This window comes from Streptococcus raffinosi, assembly GCF_030284685.1.
In the GTDB taxonomy this organism is placed as follows: Bacteria; Bacillota; Bacilli; order Lactobacillales; family Streptococcaceae; genus Streptococcus; species Streptococcus raffinosi.
In genome coordinates, this window is the sequence record NZ_JASUZV010000001.1 from 220,516 (window position 1) to 239,256 (window position 18,741).

Consider the following 18,741-nt stretch of genomic DNA (forward strand, 5'->3'; position numbering starts at 1 on the left):
ATATCTAAAACAAATAAGATAGATGATAATAGCTATCTCAGTTGTTGATTTTTTTATAATATTATTCAGTATCTCATGCGACTAATGAAATTACAAGGCTTACAGCTTCATTCGAGAAGGTTTTCAAGATTAACAATATTCAGAAAAGGCGCAAAAAAAAGACAAATCCCAAGGATTGTCTTAATTCTTATTAAGGGTGGCTGACAATAATTTCCAAATCACCACTAAGTGTCCAGGAAGACACATCGCTTGGTAGAATGAAGTGGCTACCTTTGGCAATGTCGTAATCCTGTCCATCTACCTGAAGGCTTCCTTGGCCATCAAGCACACTGAACAAGCTATAATCAGCGGTCTTTTCAAAATCAGCCTTACCTGAGATTTCCCACTTATATACGGCAAAGAAATCACTAGCGACTAAAAGCGTTGATTTGAGGTCATCTACTTTTGTTGTGACTGGGCGACTATTGGCAGGATCTCCAATAGTAAGCACATCGATCGATTTTTCCAGATGGAGCTCACGCAAGTTTCCTTGGTCATCCTTACGGTCAAAATCATACACACGGTAGGTCGTATCACTAGATTGTTGGGTTTCAAGAACCATGATTCCTGCACCTATCGCATGCATGGTACCACTTGGCACATAGAAGAAATCGCCTGCTTTAACTGGAACCTTGGTCAAGAGGTTTTCCCAATCTTTGGCTTCAATTTGCTGACGCAGCTCTTCTTTTGATTTGGCGTTATGACCGTAAATGATTTCAGAACCTGGTTCTGCAGCAATGATATACCAACATTCTGTTTTACCAAGTTCACCTTCATGTTCAAGTCCGTAAGCATCATCTGGATGGACCTGCACACTGAGCCAATCATTGGCATCCAAAATCTTAGTCAAAAGTGGGAAGACAGGTTCCTTTCGATTGCCAAACAACTCACGATGCTCTGCATAAAGCACATCCAAAGTTTGCCCAGCATAAGGACCATTTTTGACAGTAGACACGCCATTTGGATGAGCTGAGATAGCCCAGTACTCTCCTACATGATTGCTTGGAATGTCATAGCCAAAGACATCACGCAAATGCGTACCACCCCAGATTTTTTCTTGCATAACAGATTGTAAAAATAATGGTTCAGACATAAAAACTCCTTATATAAGAATGAATAGACTCAAAATCTCTGTTTTAACAAAGATGATTACCCATATCATGATAAATGGAACGGTTCCACTTTAAAGCAGATGTGCCAAAAATCACTTACAGCCAGTAAGCATCATCGTCAGCAAATCACAAACAGATTTTGACGAGTAATTACCTCAATTATAAGCATAATTTGTGAAAATATCAACAAAGCCTTGAAGAAATCATAAGATTTTGACTCAATGCCTGCAAGTCATTTCAATAGCAAATTTCCTTTAAGAATCCTACTCATTCCTTCATTTTTCGGATAGACTGATTGAATTTAAAGACTTTTTAACCTATAATGTTAGTGATATTATGAAAGGAAATCTCTCAATGAAATTCTATTCCTACGACTATGTGCTAAGTCAGATTAGCCAGCAAAACTGGGTTATGGTCGCCATTGCTGCAGGACTTATTTTAGTGACCGGCGTATTTGCTTTTAAGGCCTTGAAAGAACGCCATGATACTAAATTTCGTGAACTCTCTATTATTTCTATTTTAACCTTAGTTGCCGTGGTTCTAATTGCTATCAGTAATTTCCAAAGCAATCAATCAAACGATGACCAATTTCGAGCATCTCTTCACTTTATCGAGGTTGTGTCTAAAAATCTCGATGTTGATAAGAGCAAGGTCTATGTCAATACTTCTACTACTACAGATGGCGCTATCCTCAAAGTTGGAAACAAGTACTATCGTGCCATCTCAGGTTCAGAACCTGACAGCTACTTGCTAGAACAAATAAAACTTTACAAGTCTGATGTTGAACTCGTGGAGGTTACAAAATGACATCTTTTTATCTTACTGTTGCAATTAAACTAGCTTTGGGGCTTATTTCACTCGTCTTTGTTATCAATTTAACAGGTAAAGGAAACCTAGCACCTAGCTCAGCTACTGACCAAGTACAGAACTTTGTTCTTGGTGCAATCCTCGGTGGTACAATTTATAGTAGTACCGTTTCAATCCTCCAATATATCGTGATTTTGATTATTTGGACGATTTTGATTTTACTTCTAAAATGGCTAATTACCAATATTCTCTTTATCAAACATTTGATTGACGGTAAACCAACTGTCATCATCAAACATGGTCAACTAGATCCTGAAGCTTGTCGCTCTAAAGGACTTTCAGCCTCTGATGTCGCTTTAAAATTACGTTCCCAAGGAATTTTTCAACTTAAAGAGGTTAAACGTGCAGTTATTGAACAGAACGGCCAATTGATTGTGGTCCGTTCTGGCGATGAAAATCCAAAATATCCAATCATTACTGATGGGGTCATTCAAACAGAAATTCTTGATACTATTGGTAAAACGGAGGATTGGTTAAATGAAGAGCTTCAAAAAATGGGATATGAAAACGTTTCGGATATCTTTATTGCTGAATACGATAAAGGAAACATTAATGTCGTTACTTATTAAACAAATCACTTGCATTACCGTTTAATATTGTCTACAATGGTCTCATCATAAAAAGGAGGTTCTACTATGGGAATCGAAGATAAATTGAATCAAGCTAAAGGTGCTCTTAAAGAGGGTGCTGGTAAACTGACTGGCGACAAAAAGACTGAAGTCGAAGGTGCTGTCGAAAAAGTTGTAGCAAAAGCAAAAGACGGTATCGAAGATGTTAAAGAAGGCGTTGAAGGTGCTGTTGAAGGCCTTAAAAATGCTTTTTCTAAAAAATAATAATAAATAAACAGAAGCTCTTTTCCTTTTTTGGAGAGGGCTTCTGTTTTTCTTTATGTTCTTAACTAGAATTACTTACGAGAATGCTTGCTTCCTTTTAAGGAAAATGAGGTTGTCATCATCACTGCTCCTAATGCGCCTAGTCCCAAGCTACTCACATCACCGGTATCTGGTAGGGTTGATTTGTTTGCTTGCTTGCTTTGAGCACTTTTATCAGACTGATTAGCCTTAGAGCTTGTCTGACTATTTTGTTTTTGAGCAAAATCAGTCTGAACGCTTGATTTCGTAGCTTCCTTTTGGTTGGAAACTTCTCTTAGCTGACCTTTTGATTCCGCTTGGGAACTTTGATTTTGAGTGAAAATCTTATTCAACTTCTCAGCTGTCTCTTCGTCTGGCTGTTGGACAATGCTTGATGTATTGGTACTTGCCCGTTCAGGCTGTGCTTCTGCTGACTGATTGGCAACTGCTACTTCTGACATCAGTGATGTTACTTCAGGGTCTGAAGCTCTAGTCGTTGATGAGCCTTGACCTGATGGGCTTGTGCTTCTGGCTGTCGTTGCTGAAGTAGTTGCATCTGCTTGGTTCGCATTAGTTGCTACTGAAGTACTAGCAGTCGCAGAGGCTGAGGCATTCGCAGTTGGAGACATTGTGGCACTAGCAGTCGTAGAAGTTGTGGTACTCACATTTGGAGACGTTGAGTTACTTGTTTGACTAGCAAAGTTTGGTGGGGTTGGACGACCTGTATTAGGTGTCTGACTTGTTGAACTTGTACTGCTTGTGCTTGTCGTATTTTCAGAATTTGTCGAAGCAGATTGGCCCCATGGGGTATTGACGGTACCCGTATTTGTAGAGCTGCCACCATAGCTAGTTGGTTCGCCATAGCCTCCGAAGTTATCAGACATTGAACTATTACCAAAACCACCACCTGGGAAGCCGCCCATGCCACCAGCACCAGGACCATTGTTTGTGCCTTCTTCAGTAGCTGTTGCAGTCACACTAGCGCCACTTGATGTCGTAATGGTATAGGTTTCACCCGAAGTTAGACTCTCGGTACTAAGGACCACATTTCCAAATGAAGTTGTTGCTGTTGTGGTCGCTACAACATTTCCAGAACTATCAGTAACTGTGATAGTATCTCCTGCACTACCAGAGATATTGGCCATGATATAAGATTGGCTTGAACCCGTTGTAAAGGCCTGAGCCATTCCTTGGTTACCAATAGCCCAAACGGTACCGCCAGAAATAATACCTGTTCCATCGTAGTCGATAGCGGCATTATCTGCACTCGTCTGAGCGACGTAGAGAGAACCACTTTTCACTGTCACATTGCCGTTACTGTCGATACCATCACCATCTGCCAAGATAGTTACTGTTGCACCGTCAATATTGATGCCCACTTCATTTTCCAAGTCAGACGTCGAATTGGTTAGGCTTGAAGTATCAGTGCTATCCTTGGTCGTCCACTCAGTGGCGTTAATACCGTCATCACCAGCAGTGATATCAACGGTTCCACCTGTCAAATTGATATAACGCCCTTCAAGGCCTTCGTCACCTGCTACAACTGTTACTTTAGAATTGCCTTCGACAGTCAATTCATCCGTAACCGTAATACCTTTGTCCGTCGCATTAATGGTTACTGTTGAATCGGTAATTGTCAAATCACCACTATTAACATCTGTTTCGTCTTCGACCTGAATACCGTCATCGGTTGCTGTGATATTAACTGTGGCATTTTTAATAGTTACAGCTGTCGTCGCATTGATACCATCTTTAGCCTCTGACGTCAAATCAAGCGTTACTGAATCAACAGTCACACTATCAGCCTTGATGGCGTGCTTTTCAGTACTTGAAAGGGTAAGGGTGCTTCCAGTACCACTCGTGATTGTTAAGGCACCAGCGGCTTCAATCGCATTAGCAGACGTCGAAGAAATAGAACTGTCTGAAAGAACATTAACAGTCAATTCTGCTGAAGAATTGGAAGTAATAAACGAATCCGTTAAAGTCACACCATCCAAGTAGATTGTAACTGGATCTGTCACGCTACCTGCCACAATAATGGTATAGCTTGAACCATTTCCGGTCAAAGTGTATGACCCTGCTTGATTGATGGTAATTGTCGTTCCATCAATTGTGACAGTACCGCTATCACTTGTTACCACGGTTGTTCCATTGAAAGTAATCGTTGTCGTAGAGCTTTCTGAGTCACTATCTTCAGACTCAGTTGCCGTCGTTTCAGTAGCTGAATCTGAGGAACTGTTGGTTAACACTGAAGCTGTTTCAGATGCAGTGGCTTCAGTGGTGCTTGAGCTTGTATTAGAGCTAGTGTTTTCGTCTGCATTGTTCGTTTCAGATGCTGAGGTTTCACTAGTTGTGCTTTCAGCAGTTTCAGAAGAACTTGCTTCTGGAGTTGCTGAAGTGCTTGAATGATCAGATGTTTCACTGCTTGTTGATGTAACAGTCGTGTCCTCTGTCGTACTTGTTGTACTTATTGTACTTATTGTCGACGAATCAGTGTCTGAAGTTGAAGCCGCAGTTGAAGTACTTGTAGCCGATTCTGTGCTTGTTTCAGTAGTTTCTGATGTATTGTCGGTCTGATTACTTTCTTCAATTAAATCAGCAGTGGTTTCACCTGTTGAAACCGTTGAGAGTGTTGATTCAGTGTTTGTCTCGTCTGCTGAAACCTTGCTGTCATTTAAGACAACTGAGCTAGCAAAGATTAAGCTCGCTACCAGGACTGAACCAGCAGTTTTCCATTTTGATGATTTCTTAATGGCATAACGTTCTTGTGTTTGTTTAGTTTGTTTGTATGTCATTTTTTGTTCCTCTTACTTTTGTGATGACTCTATTAAACACAAGAAACCTAAGATAAGACTTAAAGAAAAGTTAACCTTTCCTTAATGTAAAAAAATCCCCAAGATATTGGGAACTTTCATACTATAGGATAAACCACTCTAACTTCTACTGAAACAATTAACCTTTCATCACTGAAGGTCATTCCTGTCTCATGCAGGCATTTGCTAAAGAGGTCTTCATGGAGCTCTTACCAATAGGATAAGCTTCAGTCTCCAAGGCCTTCCTTGTAGGATTACCACATTTGGTAAGCTTTCATATTTGTACTTCTGTATTGTCTCTCTTCATTTTATCAAAAAACGCTAGGCCGTCTGACCCAGCGTTTTCATCTTAATAATTAGAATGTTTGTAACCGTAAAAGGCATAAATAGCTGAACCGATTAGCACTGCTATGCCAAAGGCTAACCAGGTTTGCCAACTATACTGACTCATAAAGGAGAGACAGACGATAATTGAGATAATTGGCAAGACCGGAACAAATGGGACCTTAAACTCATCCTTCTGCGGCAAGCCCTTGTCCTTACGAAGAATGATGAGGGCAATAGCCAAGAGAACCAGGTAAGCCAAGGTCGCAATGTTAACCAAGGAGGCCATATTAGCCAAAGAGAAGAGTCCTGCTGAAATGGCTGAAAGAATACCAGTCAAAAGTGTCGCATGATGTGGAACCTTATGGGTCTTTGAAACCTTTTGGAAGGTTTGTGGAAGGAAACCATCACGCGCCAAGCTATAAACCATACGGCTAAGGGCATAGGCCATGGAAATACATACGGTAATCAAGGTCATAATGGCAACCACCGATACATAATTGGCAGCCCAAGGCACACCAATATAACGAAGGGCATAAGCTACGGCATCGTCAACATTTAACTTGGTATAGTGAACCGCTCCCGTCAAGACTAGCGAAACCACTGCATAAAGTGCAGCGACGATAATCAAGGCGAGAACAATGCCTCGAGGAACATTCTTTTGGGGTTCCTTAATCTCATCTACTGTCATAGAGATAGATTCAAAACCAAGAAAACCAAAGAACATGAGAGAAGCCCCCGCCATAATCCCCGTCTTACCACCATAGATTTGACCAAAGCCAAATGGTGCGAAGTTAGCCCAATTGCTTGGATTCAGATGGAAGAGACCAACTAGGATGAAGACCGCCAAAGCAGAAAACTTAAGCACCACTAAGAGCGAGTTCAAACGAAGGGCTTGTTTGGAATCCAAGAGGAGGAGAGCCGTCACTAGTACCAAAACCAAGACTGGCAAGAGGTCAATATAAGTTCCTTGACTCGGATTAAAAGGGCCACTGATAGCTTGAGGAAGCTGTAGACCAAAGCTTGCCAGGAGTCCCTTGAGGTAGGCTCCCCAACCAGAGGCAACACTGGACACGGCATTCATGAAAACGATCATTGTAAGCCACCCCCCCATCCAAGCAGGGTACTCGCCCCAAGAGGCGTAGAGATAACCATAAACACCGCCAGCTGATGGGTAACGTGAGGCAAACTCAGCAAAGAAAATAGCTGACATACCCACACAAACGGCTGAAATCAAAACCGAAATAATCAGGGCAGGACCTGCCAAGGTTGATGCTGCGGTACCAGTAATCGTAAAGATTCCTGTTCCCACCATGGCACCAATTCCCAAGAGGACGACATCCCTGAGGGTCAGATGCCGTTTCATCTCGGTTTGAGCGAGACCGACATCCTTTTTACGAAAAATACTCATTTTTATACTCCAATTTTTGAGAAATACCGCACTATTATACCATATTCCAGGCCAAAAAAAGACCTATTTCTGTATTTTTATACTCCTATTATTAAAAAGCATGTTCAAGATTAGGATTTCGTAAAAATGATTTTCTAATGTATTGCCTATACCTATCAAAAACCACCTGCTCAAAATCTTGATCTAGTCGCCCATTTCTTCTACTGTTTTAGCAGATTTCTAAATATTTAAAATATTTAGAAAAGGCTATAAAAAGGATGCCAATTGCGTTTGATTCTTCTAATGAAAGATGTTAGAATCAGGTGTATTTCTTATCTATGGGTTTAACATGGATTTTATCATTAAAATCATGAGTATTGTCCGAGAGTGATTGGTCTTGCGTATGGTTAACCCTAAAGTTATGGAAATAAGACTTAGAAGCAAACTTAAGAGTGTGTTGATAGTGCATTATCTTAAAATTTTGTATAATAGGAATTGAAGTTAAATTAGATGCTAAAAATTTGTAATTAAGAAGGAGGGATTCGTCATGTTGGTATTCCAAATGCGTAATGTAGATAAAACATCTACTGTTTTGAAACAGACTAAAAACAGTGATTACGCAGATAAATAAATACGTTAGATTAATTCCTACCAGTGACTAATCTTATGACTTTTTAAACAGATAACTAAAATTACAAACAAATCGTTTAACTTCTGTATTTATTTATAGATGTAATCACTTCAGGAGTGATTACATGAACAAAAATATAAAATATTCTCAAAACTTTTTAACGAGTGAAAAAGTACTCAACCAAATAATAAAACAATTGAATTTAAAAGAAACCGATACCGTTTACGAAATTGGAACAGGTAAAGGGCATTTAACGACGAAACTGGCTAAAATAAGTAAACAGGTAACGTCTATTGAATTAGACAGTCATCTATTCAACTTATCGTCAGAAAAATTAAAACTGAACATTCGTGTCACTTTAATTCACCAAGATATTCTACAGTTTCAATTCCCTAACAAACAGAGGTATAAAATTGTTGGGAATATTCCTTACCATTTAAGCACACAAATTATTAAAAAAGTGGTTTTTGAAAGCCATGCGTCTGACATCTATCTGATTGTTGAAGAAGGATTCTACAAGCGTACCTTGGATATTCACCGAACACTAGGGTTGCTCTTGCACACTCAAGTCTCGATTCAGCAATTGCTTAAGCTGCCAGCGGAATGCTTTCATCCTAAACCAAAAGTAAACAGTGTCTTAATAAAACTTACCCGCCATACCACAGATGTTCCAGATAAATATTGGAAGCTATATACGTACTTTGTTTCAAAATGGGTCAATCGAGAATATCGTCAACTGTTTACTAAAAATCAGTTTCATCAAGCAATGAAACACGCCAAAGTAAACAATTTAAGTACCGTTACTTATGAGCAAGTATTGTCTATTTTTAATAGTTATCTATTATTTAACGGGAGGAAATAATTCTATGAGTCGCTTTTGTAAATTTGGAAAGTTACACGTTACTAAAGGGAATGTAGATAAATTATTAGGTATACTACTGACAGCTTCCAAGGAGCTAAAGAGGTCCCTAGCGCCTACGGGGAATTTGTATCGATAAGGAATAGATTTAAAAATTTCGCTGTTATTTTGTACAATAAGGATAAATTTGAATGGTACCATAAACGACCGTTTATGGTACCTTTTCATTTTCCTGCTTTTTCTAAATGTTTTTTAAGTAAATCAAGTACCAAAATCCGTTCCTTTTTCATAGTTCCTATATAGTTATACTTAATGAGTTATGGTACATTTAAATTATAAAATTAAGGAGGTTTTTTTATGATTTTTGGCTATGCTCGAGTGAGTACGGATGATCAAAATCTTAGTTTACAAATTGATGCACTTACTCATTATGGAATTGATAAATTATTTCAAGAAAAAGTAACTGGTGCGAAAAAAGACCGACCGCAATTAGAAGAAATGATCAACCTACTACGTGAAGGAGATTCTGTTGTCATTTACAAGTTAGATCGAATTTCACGATCAACTAAACATTTGATTGAACTTTCTGAATTATTTGAAGAACTTAGTGTCAATTTTATATCTATTCAAGATAACGTAGATACTTCAACGTCTATGGGAAGATTCTTTTTCCGAGTTATGGCTAGTTTAGCAGAACTGGAACGGGATATTATTATTGAACGAACTAACTCTGGTCTTAAGGCAGCCAGAGTCCGAGGAAAAAAAGGGGGCCGTCCAAGTAAAGGTAAGCTATCAATTGATTTAGCTTTAAAAATGTATGACAGCAAAGAGTATTCTATTCGTCAAATTCTTGATGCCTCTAAATTAAGCAAAACAACCTTTTACCGTTACCTCAATAAAAGGAATGCTTAAGATATGGCTATGAAAAGAATTTTAACTACTTCACAGCGTGAACAACTTCTTTCTGTAGACCACTTATCAGAAGAGGATTTTAAAGCGTATTTTAGTTTTTCTGATTATGATCTGGAGGTTATTAATCAACACCGTGGAAAGGTCAATAAACTAGGATTTGCGATACAACTTTGTTTGGCCCGGTATCCTGGGTGTTCTTTAAGTAATTGGCCGATTAAATCAACCAGACTAACTTCTTATGTGAGTCGACAGCTCCATCTTGATGCAATTGATTTAAATTCATATGATCATAGAAATACACGTGCAAATCACTTCAACGAGATCTTAGAAGTATTCAACTATCATCGATTCGGTAGTGCTAATACACAAAAACAGTTAATAGAATATTTAATTGAACTAGCTTTAGAAAATGATGACTCTATCTATCTAATGAAAAAAACAATTGATTTCTTAACTCGAAAAAGAATTATTTTTCCATCTATAGCTACACTTGAAGACATTATAAGCCGCTGTCGAGATAAAGCAGAAAACAACTTATTTTCAATATTACTCTGTTCATTAACAGATATACAAATTGAAAAACTAGAGAGTTTGTTTCAAATTTATGAAGAGACGAAAATAACTAAACTCGCTTGGCTAAAAGACATTCCAGGTAAGGCAAATCCAGAAAGCTTTATGAGTATTTGTAAAAAAGTGGAAGTGATTGCTTCCATGGGACTCGGGACAATTAATGTCTCCCATATTAATCGGAACAGGTTTCTTCAGCTAGCTAGACTAGGGGAAAATTATGATGCATATGACTTCTCCCGTTTTGAGCTTGAAAAAAGATACTCTTTACTTATTGCTTTTTTAGTCAATCATCATCAATATCTGATCGATCAACTGATTGAGATTAATGACCGCATTTTAGCAAGTATTAAACGCAAAGGGACACGTGATTCACAAGAACAGTTAAAAGAAAAAGGAAAATTGGCTACTAAAAAATTGGAACATTATGCTTCTTTAATTGATGCTCTTCACTTTGCAAAAGATAATGATAGTAATCCTTTTGACGAAATTGAACGAATCATGCCTTGGGAAGATTTAGTACAAGATGGAGAAGAAGCTAAAAAAATTACAGGTAATAAAAATCATGGCTATTTAGAAATGGTTCGAAATAAAGCTAATTACCTCCGAAGATACACGCCAATGTTATTGAGGACCCTTTCGTTCAAAGCAACTCCGGCAGCAAATCCAGTCCTCATGGCCCTAACTCAACTAACTGATTTACACAATAGTGGTAAAAGAAAAATACCGGCAGATACTTCTACTGATTTTGTGAGTAAAAAATGGAAAAGCCTTGTTCGGCCAGAAGAGGGGAAAATAGATCGGTCTTACTATGAGTTAGTAGCTTTCACCGAGCTAAAGAACAATATTCGATCAGGAGATATTTCAGTTGAAGGAAGTATGATCCATCGAAATATTGATGATTACTTAGTTGATTTATCTGCTTGTATTGATTCAGAAACTATTCCAGACACGTTTGAGGACTATTTAAAGGATCGGGAAATAATTTTAGATTTACAGCTTCAATTTTATTCGACAGTTGATAAGAGAATTTCAAGAGCAAACCTTAAAAAGTTGGAAAAAGTTACACCTAGCGAAGCAGAAATATATAGAAAAAAACTTTATTCAATAATTCCTAAGATAAGGCTTAGTGATCTTTTAATTGAGGTGGACAGTTGGACCAACTTTTCACAAGAATTTAGTCATGATTCTACAGGGAAACCGCCGAGTGAACAAGAAAGAAAAATTATTTTTGCTGCTTTGCTGGGTTTAGGGATGAATATTGGTCTTGAAAAAATGGCCCAATCAACTCCTGGAATTTCTTATTCTCAGTTAGCCAATGCCAAACAATGGCGCTTTTATAAAGAAGCTCTGACTCGTGCTCAATCTGTTTTGGTTAATTATCAGTTAAAGCTTCCTGTTGCAGACTTTTGGGGTGAAGGAAAAACCACTGCTTCAGACGGAATGCGCGTCCCAGTGGGCGTCTCAGCTCTAAAATCCGATGTTAATCCACATTACAAAAGTATGGAAAAAGGAGCTACAATGATTCGATCAATAAATGATAGGCATACGACTCATCATATCGAGGTTGCTTCAACTAATACAAGGGAAGCTACTCATACCCTTGATGGCCTACTTTATCATGAAACAGATCTAGATATTGAGGAACATTTTACTGATACAAATGGGTATTCTGATCAGGTGTTTGGAATGACCGCATTACTAGGCTTTGATTTTGAACCTCGCATCAGAAATATAAAAAAATCACAATTATTTTCTATCAAATCACCTTCCTACTACCCTAACTTATCAGAAGATATAAGCGGAAAAAACAATGTAAAAATTATTGAAGAAAACTATGATGAAATTAAACGAATCGCCTATTCGATTCAAACAGGAAAAGTATCTAGTTCTTTACTATTAGGAAAGCTAGGCTCATACGCACGTAAGAATAGAGTAGCTCTTGCACTGAGAGAACTAGGTCGCATTGAAAAGAGCATTTTTATGATAGATTATATTACAGATAGTGAGCTACGGCGAAGGATCACTCATGGACTAAATAAGACAGAAGCGATTAATGCTTTAGCTAGAGAACTATTTTTTGGGCGACGCGGAAAATTTATGGAGCGCGATATTCGCCGACAACTTCAAAGTGCTAGTGCGCTTAATGTGTTAATAAATGCAATAAGTATATGGAACGCCGTCTACTTACAAGCAGCTTATAATTATCTCGTCAAAATAGATCCCGAAGTAACTAAGTATATGAAGCATGTATCTCCTATTAATTGGGAGCATATCACTTTTCTTGGAGAGTATAAATTTGACTTGTTATCTATTCCTAAACACTTAAGAGAATTGAATATAAAAAATAAATAGGCCTTGAAACATTGGTTTAGTGGGAATTTGTACCCCTTATCGATACAAATTCCCACTAAGCGCTCGGGACCCCAGGTAAGAAAAATTCATCAACGGAAACATGAAGTAACGATACAAGGTCATAAAGAACTTGTATGCTGGGGTGTTGCCCTTTATTTTCAATATTAGTTAAGTACCGTGGGTCAATTTCAATCAATGCTCCCACTTGTTCACGAGTTAAACCTCGTTTCAATCGAGCTTCTTTAATGGCTAAACCAAAGGCTCTAAAATCATATTTATCTTCTTTTTTACGCATAGTAGACCACCTCTATACATTTTATTGTTCCTACTGAATTAAAAACAGGTATAGAAAAACGTGTTATATGGTTTATAGGTTTATATTTAATAAAAAGCACTACTAAACGCCAATAAAAAAACCGTTATATGGTAGTGCTATTTACGCTGTTAAAATATTGTATATTACTTCCAAATGGCGGTTTGTTGGAGGTCAACGTCGCCATGAAGTACATCATATACAATAAATTTCCTTACATTGGGTTCTTGTCAAAAAAAGTCGTCTATCTGCAATAGATAAGTACGTCCACCAATGTGGTTTTATAAATCATATAGATAGAATAACAGAAGCATGTAAACAGAGAAATAAATCTGTTTATATGCTTTTTTGGCTATTCAGAACTTTTTTACAAAGTTTATTTATCAGTAATGCAACAAATCCCCCTTTCACATTGGGACTAAGAGTGAAAGGAGATAAACGAGCAAGGCTCACTTCCTTTCCTAGACAGAAAGGGGGTGAGAAACATGAAACCATCTTCTTTTCAGACCACAATAGAAAATCAGTTTGACTATATCTGTAAACGTGCTATGGAAGACGAGCGAAAGAATTATATGCTTTATCTTTCAAGGATTGCAAAGCGTGAGGTGTCCTTTTCGGATGTTGGCGATTATCTTGTTAGCCAGTTTGCGACAACAGATAACTATTCAACTGACTTTCAGATTTTTACACTCAATGGGTTATCAGTAGGCGTTGAAAATGATTTGTTGAGTGAAGCATTACGTGAGTTGCCAGACAAGAAACGTGAAATTCTACTGCTGTTTTACTTTATGGACATGAGCGATTCAGAAATTGCAGACCTGTTGAAATTGAACCGTTCTACTGTCTATCGGCATAGAACCAGTGGACTAGCCTTAATTAAAAAGTTTATGGAGGAATTTGAAGAATGAAAACACAATATCCTATGATTCCCTTTCCTCTCATTGTAAAGGCAACAGATGGCGATACCGAAGCGATTAACCAGATTCTACATCATTACAGAGGGTACATAACGAAGCGTTCCCTACGACTTATGAAAGATGAATATGGCAATCAAAGTATGGTCGTTGATGAAGTCTTACGTGGAAGAATGGAAACCAGACTGATTACAAAGATTTTGTCATTTGAAATTAAGTAATATCCTCTCTCCTTTCGTGGAAGCGTGCTAAACCATTCCACGCTTCCCGAACAGGGAGGTTTGTTATTCCACCAAAGCATATTGAGCTTTCAATGTGTTTTGATAGGCTAACGAGCCATTGTTCTTTGAAAACTGAATAAAAGTAATCGAATACGTTTCGATAAGAAAAGAGCCAACGGAACTAACCGCCATGACCTATCTTATAAAGATAGCGAGCGATTCATGTTAGTGATCCGAGAAGCAATCTTTAGCAGGATTGCCTGCAACGACATTCTTATCGTGATAATGATACTCCCATACAGTCAATAGTCCGAGCGTGATAAAACCGTCGCAGGCAATGAGTATGGCTACATGAGAACCATGCAGGGGTGGAACTCCCGTGAGCTTTGCTAAAGCTGTTCGATTGCTGGTAAAACAACTTTTATGAAATCCAAATAAGTGATTTGGAAAGGAGGATTTTATGAAGCAGACTGACATTCCTATTTGGGAACGTTATACCCTAACCATTGAAGAAGCGTCAAAATATTTTCGTATTGGCGAAAACAAGCTACGACGCTTGGCAGAGGAAAATAAAAATGCAAATTGGCTGATTATGAATGGCAATCGTATTCAGATTAAACGAAAACAATTTGAAAAAATTATAGATACATTGGACGCAATCTAGCGTCGCCAAAGGGTCTTGTATATGATAAAATAGTATTAAGTCGTATCAAGGCTCTTTCCATAAAGGAAAGGAGCAAATGCCATGTCAGAAAAAAGACGTGACAATAAAGGTCGAATCTTAAAGACTGGAGAGAGCCAACGAAAAGACGGAAGATACTTATACAAATATATAGATTCATTTGGAGAACCGCAATTTGTTTACTCGTGGAAACTTGTGGCTACAGACCGAGTACCAGCAGGAAAGCGTGATTGTATCTCACTTAGAGAGAAAATCGCAGAGTTACAGAAAGACATTCATGATGGTATTGATGTTGTAGGAAAGAAAATGACACTCTGCCAGCTTTACGCAAAACAGAACGCTCAAAGACCAAAGGTTAGAAAAAACACTGAAACTGGACGCAAATATCTTATGGATATTTTGAAGAAAGACAAGTTAGGTGTAAGAAGTATTGACAGTATTAAGCCATCAGACGCTAAAGAATGGGCTATTAGAATGAGTGAAAATGGTTATGCTTATCAAACCATCAATAACTACAAACGTTCTTTAAAGGCTTCATTCTATATTGCTATACAAGATGATTGTGTTCGGAAGAATCCATTTGACTTTCAACTGAAAGCAGTTCTTGATGATGATACTGTCCCTAAGACCGTACTAACAGAAGAACAGGAAGAAAAACTGTTAGCCTTTGCAAAAGCTGATAAAACCTACAGCAAAAATTATGATGAAATTCTGATACTCTTAAAAACAGGTCTTCGTATTTCAGAGTTTGGTGGTTTGACACTTCCAGATTTAGATTTTGAGAATCGTCTTGTCAATATAGACCATCAGCTATTGAGAGATACTGAAATTGGGTACTACATTGAAACACCAAAGACCAAAAGTGGCGAACGTCAAGTTCCTATGGTTGAAGAAGCCTATCAAGCATTTAAGCGAGTGTTAGCGAATCGAAAGAATGATAAGCGTGTTGAGATTGATGGATATAGTGATTTCCTCTTTCTTAATAGAAAGAACTATCCAAAAGTGGCAAGTGATTACAACGGCATGATGAAAGGTCTTGTTAAGAAATACAATAAGTATAACGAGGATAAATTGCCACACATCACTCCACATAGTTTGCGACATACATTCTGTACCAACTATGCAAATGCAGGAATGAATCCAAAGGCATTACAGTACATTATGGGACATGCTAATATAGCCATGACGCTGAACTATTACGCACATGCAACATTCGATTCTGCAATGGCAGAAATGAAACGCTTGAATAAAGAGAAGCAACAGGAGCGTCTTGTTGCTTAGTAGTACAAATGAATTTACTACTTATTTACCACTTCTGACAGCTAAGACATGAGGAAATATGCAAAGAAACGTGAAGTATCTTCCTACAGTAAAAATACTCGAAAGCACATAGAATAAGGCTTTACGAGCATTTAAGAAAATATAAAAAGATAATTAGAAATTTATACTTTGTTTATTTATAAAAAATAACAAGATTTCTCAATCTTGCTAATTTTTTTGTCTTATCATTATGATTTTGTTCAGTCAGTATGTAGCCTACTGGCAAGCTGACTGACTAAATTAAAGTGATTATTTGTCGCCAAAAACTTTGAAACGACCTTCTGTTTGGATGTCTTTATCTCCTGCTGGTGCAACGATTTGACCAAATGGTGCTTGGGCACGGAGTTTCCAGTTAGCTGGGATGTCATATTTTTCAGCCAATTGGGCATCCACAAGTGGATTGTAGTGTTGTACGTTCATGCCGATATTCTTCTCAGCCAAAGCCAACCATGTCGCATAAAGGGCGATTCCATGACCTTGCTCTGACCAAATTGGGAAGTTTTCAGCGTAAAGTGGGAATTGCTCTTGAAGGCCTTTCACTACATCTTGGTCTTCGTAGAAAAGGATTGTTCCCTTAGCTTGAGCAAAACCTGCCAAACGTTCTTTTGTTCCCTCAAAGGCTTCTTCTGGCGTTACTTTTTCAAGCTCTGAATAAGCGATTTCATTCCAGAAAGCATCTGATTCTTCATCTAGCAAGATCACAACACGTGATGTTTGTGAGTTGAAGGCTGTAGGTGTGTTAAGGACAGCTCCTTGAATGGTCTCAATCAATTCTTGGTTAGAGAGCTCAAGGTCTTTTCCCAAAGCATAGATTGAACGGCGTTTTGTTTGTAAGTCTGTAAAGTAGGTCATAGGTATTCTCTCTTTCTTTATGATAAATGTTAATTGTTAAAATTGTTAAGTTGTTTTGTAATAACTTTGATTACAATACCCATTATAGCCATTTTAAATGTAATGTCAATAGTTACGACTCAAAAAATCACTAATTATTAATATTTTTTCTTACGCGTGTCAAAATCCCATCATTATCTTCAACTATTAACTCATTAGTAGATGACCATTTGACCTTGGCTCCACGATTGTTAGCACGTTCTGCTATGCCAATCATGTCGTCCTTGTTTGCCACTTCAACGACGTAGTAAGCAAGACCCGGCATATCTATATCACGTTTGAACAAGTTTTTTCCGCCCCACTCGTTGACCGCAAGGTGATGGTGGTAATCTCCTGAAGCAATCCAACTAGCACTTGGAATGGTAAACTTATCTGCTAGCTCTAAAACATCCTGATAGAAAGTCGTTGATAGGTGACTATCTTTGACCGATAAATGAATATGCCCCATGCGAGTAGCCTTAGCTATCACAAAAGGCTCAACCTTGCGCCCCATCTCGTAAATTTCTTGAGCTGATAGTTCTTCTGTTACACCAACGATGCGACCATCCTCACGAATATCCCATTCAGCAACAGGCTTGTCTCTATAGAGCTCAATACCATTGCCTTCAAGGTCTTCCAAATAAAGGGCTTCACTATAACCGTGGTCGGCTGCACCGACAAATGGATAGTCCAGCTCAGCAATATGTTTGAAAATATCTGCAAGATTCTCACGAGATGGCAACAGAATCGCCATATGGTAAAGTCCATAACTTGACTTGACCGCTTCTTCACGATTGGTTTGGATTAAGTGAACTAAAGGCTTGTTTCCAGCACCCAAAACAACTTCTGTTTCCGTTTGGGATAAAATATCAAGTCCCATAATCTGTGTATAAAAGGCTGTCTGACGTGCTAAGTTCTTCACATTGAGTACCGTCTCTGCCAGGTAAATCTTGCTATTGTAGTCGTATGTCATATGATTTTCTCCTATGTTGTAATCATTCCTATGACATTATTATACTTAGTTTTATTGTAATGTCAATTATTACATCTTGGGAATAAAAAAGAAACCGAATAACTTTCGATTTCTTGGAGTCTCATATTTAAAAATCAAGCCCCTGCTTCCTTCCAATGAGTCTTGGCATCCTTTAAAATACCAGCTAGGGTTTTCTTTTGCAGTTCTTTTTCCATAGCAACTTGAACATCTTCTAGGCTCTGATCCAAAATCCCATGGATATTACGCCCTACTGGACACGCTGGATTAGGATGGTCATGAAAACTAAAGAGTTTGCCACTTGGACCGATGCTATCCACCGCACGATAAACCTGAAGAAGATTAATCTCCTCCGGTGATTTGACTAATGCGGCCCCACCTGTTCCCCTTTGAACTGAAATTAAGTCTGCTTTCTTAAGTTGCGACAAGGTTTTGCGGATAATAACCGGATTGACGCCCACACTACCTGCCATTAAATCACTGGTTAGCTTAGTTTCATTTCCCTTATTTTGTGCTATAAGGGTCAAAATATGGACAGCAATAGTAAAGCGACTTGGAATTTGCATATTAGGGACCTCTCATTCTTCTTTGTTATTTTACTTGATTATAACAAAAAGAATGTTGTAAATCAATAAGTTACAACAACTTATTGAATCAATCTTAGGACTAAAAAAGATAGAGCCATCATAGACTCTATCTGATTGTGACTT

The 18,741-nt window shown here is 38.1% G+C and carries 17 protein-coding genes and 2 pseudogenes; 12 read left to right on the top strand and 7 right to left on the bottom strand.

Annotated elements, in window-relative coordinates; genetic code table 11:
• Positions 1 to 190: 190 nt before the first annotated feature.
• On the bottom strand, positions 191 to 1,132 hold the full coding sequence (manA, locus tag QRD39_RS01090; protein WP_285955359.1) for a mannose-6-phosphate isomerase, class I: 942 nt from the start codon (positions 1,130 to 1,132) through the stop codon (positions 191 to 193).
• A gap of 373 nt (positions 1,133 to 1,505) precedes the next feature.
• Here manA and QRD39_RS01095 point away from each other — a divergent pair, with 373 nt between their 5' ends.
• From QRD39_RS01095 to QRD39_RS01105, 3 genes are all read left to right on the top strand, one after another.
• Complete coding sequence (locus tag QRD39_RS01095) at positions 1,506 to 1,958, top strand: DUF3290 family protein (protein ID WP_002887988.1); 453 nt, start codon at positions 1,506 to 1,508, stop codon at positions 1,956 to 1,958.
• Positions 1,955 to 2,587, top strand: a complete 633-nt coding sequence (locus tag QRD39_RS01100; RefSeq protein ID WP_002887991.1) for a DUF421 domain-containing protein — start codon at positions 1,955 to 1,957, stop codon at positions 2,585 to 2,587. Before QRD39_RS01095 ends, QRD39_RS01100 begins: the two co-directional genes overlap by 4 nt.
• Positions 2,588 to 2,653: 66 nt before the next feature.
• Positions 2,654 to 2,851, top strand: a complete 198-nt coding sequence (locus QRD39_RS01105) for a CsbD family protein (protein ID WP_008534959.1) — start codon at positions 2,654 to 2,656, stop codon at positions 2,849 to 2,851.
• Between the two features lie 71 nt (positions 2,852 to 2,922).
• Here QRD39_RS01105 and QRD39_RS01110 read toward each other — a convergent pair whose 3' ends face one another.
• Complete coding sequence (locus QRD39_RS01110) at positions 2,923 to 5,664, bottom strand: carbohydrate-binding domain-containing protein (RefSeq protein WP_285955360.1); 2,742 nt, start codon at positions 5,662 to 5,664, stop codon at positions 2,923 to 2,925.
• A gap of 367 nt (positions 5,665 to 6,031) precedes the next feature.
• Entirely contained in the window at positions 6,032 to 7,417 is a 1,386-nt protein-coding gene (locus QRD39_RS01115; RefSeq protein ID WP_285955361.1) for an amino acid permease, read from the bottom strand.
• Positions 7,418 to 7,811: 394 nt separating this feature from the next.
• Here QRD39_RS01115 and QRD39_RS01120 point away from each other — a divergent pair.
• The 5 genes and pseudogenes from QRD39_RS01120 to QRD39_RS01140 all read left to right on the top strand — a co-directional run.
• Positions 7,812 to 7,895: pseudogene (locus tag QRD39_RS01120) on the top strand (MLS leader peptide); the annotation flags it as partial.
• Between the two features lie 48 nt (positions 7,896 to 7,943).
• Entirely contained in the window at positions 7,944 to 8,027 is an 84-nt protein-coding gene (locus QRD39_RS01125; protein WP_001814874.1) for a 23S rRNA methyltransferase attenuation leader peptide, read from the top strand.
• 124 nt (positions 8,028 to 8,151) lie between these two features.
• On the top strand, positions 8,152 to 8,889 hold the full coding sequence (gene erm(B), locus QRD39_RS01130) for a 23S rRNA (adenine(2058)-N(6))-methyltransferase Erm(B) (protein ID WP_001038790.1): 738 nt from the start codon (positions 8,152 to 8,154) through the stop codon (positions 8,887 to 8,889).
• Positions 8,890 to 9,243: 354 nt separating this feature from the next.
• Entirely contained in the window at positions 9,244 to 9,798 is a 555-nt protein-coding gene (locus QRD39_RS01135; protein WP_000576156.1) for a recombinase family protein, read from the top strand.
• Positions 9,799 to 9,801: 3 nt separating this feature from the next.
• A complete protein-coding gene (locus QRD39_RS01140; protein WP_285955362.1) occupies positions 9,802 to 12,720 on the top strand; it encodes a Tn3 family transposase in 2,919 nt (972 codons plus the stop codon).
• A gap of 73 nt (positions 12,721 to 12,793) precedes the next feature.
• Here QRD39_RS01140 and QRD39_RS01145 read toward each other — a convergent pair.
• Positions 12,794 to 13,015: pseudogene (locus tag QRD39_RS01145) on the bottom strand (helix-turn-helix domain-containing protein); the annotation flags it as partial.
• A gap of 503 nt (positions 13,016 to 13,518) precedes the next feature.
• Here QRD39_RS01145 and QRD39_RS01150 point away from each other — a divergent pair.
• The 4 genes from QRD39_RS01150 to QRD39_RS01170 all read left to right on the top strand — a co-directional run bounded on the left by QRD39_RS01150 (position 13,519) and on the right by QRD39_RS01170 (position 16,131).
• Complete coding sequence (locus QRD39_RS01150; protein ID WP_000804885.1) at positions 13,519 to 13,941, top strand: sigma-70 family RNA polymerase sigma factor; 423 nt, start codon at positions 13,519 to 13,521, stop codon at positions 13,939 to 13,941.
• A complete protein-coding gene (locus tag QRD39_RS01155) occupies positions 13,938 to 14,168 on the top strand; it encodes a helix-turn-helix domain-containing protein (protein ID WP_000857133.1) in 231 nt (76 codons plus the stop codon). The genes QRD39_RS01150 and QRD39_RS01155 overlap by 4 nt, the downstream gene beginning before the upstream one ends.
• Positions 14,169 to 14,628: 460 nt before the next feature.
• On the top strand, positions 14,629 to 14,832 hold the full coding sequence (locus tag QRD39_RS01165; RefSeq protein WP_000814511.1) for an excisionase: 204 nt from the start codon (positions 14,629 to 14,631) through the stop codon (positions 14,830 to 14,832).
• An 81-nt stretch (positions 14,833 to 14,913) separates the two neighbouring features.
• Positions 14,914 to 16,131, top strand: coding sequence for a tyrosine-type recombinase/integrase (locus QRD39_RS01170; RefSeq protein ID WP_001291561.1), 1,218 nt, complete (start codon positions 14,914 to 14,916; stop codon positions 16,129 to 16,131).
• A 288-nt stretch (positions 16,132 to 16,419) separates the two neighbouring features.
• Here QRD39_RS01170 and QRD39_RS01175 read toward each other — a convergent pair whose 3' ends face one another.
• The 3 genes from QRD39_RS01175 to QRD39_RS01185 form a co-directional block, all read right to left on the bottom strand.
• A complete protein-coding gene (locus tag QRD39_RS01175; protein ID WP_285955363.1) occupies positions 16,420 to 17,022 on the bottom strand; it encodes a nitroreductase family protein in 603 nt (200 codons plus the stop codon).
• A gap of 130 nt (positions 17,023 to 17,152) precedes the next feature.
• The gene (locus tag QRD39_RS01180) at positions 17,153 to 18,013 is read right to left on the bottom strand and encodes a VOC family protein (protein ID WP_285955364.1); all 861 of its coding nucleotides are present in this window, start codon (positions 18,011 to 18,013) and stop codon (positions 17,153 to 17,155) included.
• Positions 18,014 to 18,147: 134 nt separating this feature from the next.
• Positions 18,148 to 18,597 carry an Rrf2 family transcriptional regulator gene (locus QRD39_RS01185; RefSeq protein ID WP_285955365.1) on the bottom strand — a complete coding sequence of 150 codons (450 nt, stop codon included), beginning with the start codon at positions 18,595 to 18,597 and terminating at the stop codon, positions 18,148 to 18,150.
• Positions 18,598 to 18,741: the final 144 nt, after the last annotated feature.

Bases quoted from the DNA above. Each gene is read 5' to 3' on its own strand.
- manA (WP_285955359.1), bottom strand. From the start codon at position 1,132: ATGTCTGAACCATTATTTTTACAATCTGTTATGCAAGAAAAAATCTGG.
- QRD39_RS01095 (WP_002887988.1), top strand. From the start codon at position 1,506: ATGAAATTCTATTCCTACGACTATGTGCTAAGTCAGATTAGCCAGCAA.
- QRD39_RS01100 (WP_002887991.1), top strand. From the start codon at position 1,955: ATGACATCTTTTTATCTTACTGTTGCAATTAAACTAGCTTTGGGGCTT.
- QRD39_RS01105 (WP_008534959.1), top strand. From the start codon at position 2,654: ATGGGAATCGAAGATAAATTGAATCAAGCTAAAGGTGCTCTTAAAGAG.
- QRD39_RS01110 (WP_285955360.1), bottom strand. From the start codon at position 5,664: ATGACATACAAACAAACTAAACAAACACAAGAACGTTATGCCATTAAG.
- QRD39_RS01115 (WP_285955361.1), bottom strand. From the start codon at position 7,417: ATGAGTATTTTTCGTAAAAAGGATGTCGGTCTCGCTCAAACCGAGATG.
- QRD39_RS01125 (WP_001814874.1), top strand. From the start codon at position 7,944: ATGTTGGTATTCCAAATGCGTAATGTAGATAAAACATCTACTGTTTTG.
- QRD39_RS01135 (WP_000576156.1), top strand. From the start codon at position 9,244: ATGATTTTTGGCTATGCTCGAGTGAGTACGGATGATCAAAATCTTAGT.
- QRD39_RS01140 (WP_285955362.1), top strand. From the start codon at position 9,802: ATGGCTATGAAAAGAATTTTAACTACTTCACAGCGTGAACAACTTCTT.
- QRD39_RS01150 (WP_000804885.1), top strand. From the start codon at position 13,519: ATGAAACCATCTTCTTTTCAGACCACAATAGAAAATCAGTTTGACTAT.
- QRD39_RS01155 (WP_000857133.1), top strand. From the start codon at position 13,938: ATGAAAACACAATATCCTATGATTCCCTTTCCTCTCATTGTAAAGGCA.
- QRD39_RS01165 (WP_000814511.1), top strand. From the start codon at position 14,629: ATGAAGCAGACTGACATTCCTATTTGGGAACGTTATACCCTAACCATT.
- QRD39_RS01170 (WP_001291561.1), top strand. From the start codon at position 14,914: ATGTCAGAAAAAAGACGTGACAATAAAGGTCGAATCTTAAAGACTGGA.
- QRD39_RS01175 (WP_285955363.1), bottom strand. From the start codon at position 17,022: ATGACCTACTTTACAGACTTACAAACAAAACGCCGTTCAATCTATGCT.
- QRD39_RS01180 (WP_285955364.1), bottom strand. From the start codon at position 18,013: ATGACATACGACTACAATAGCAAGATTTACCTGGCAGAGACGGTACTC.
- QRD39_RS01185 (WP_285955365.1), bottom strand. From the start codon at position 18,597: ATGCAAATTCCAAGTCGCTTTACTATTGCTGTCCATATTTTGACCCTT.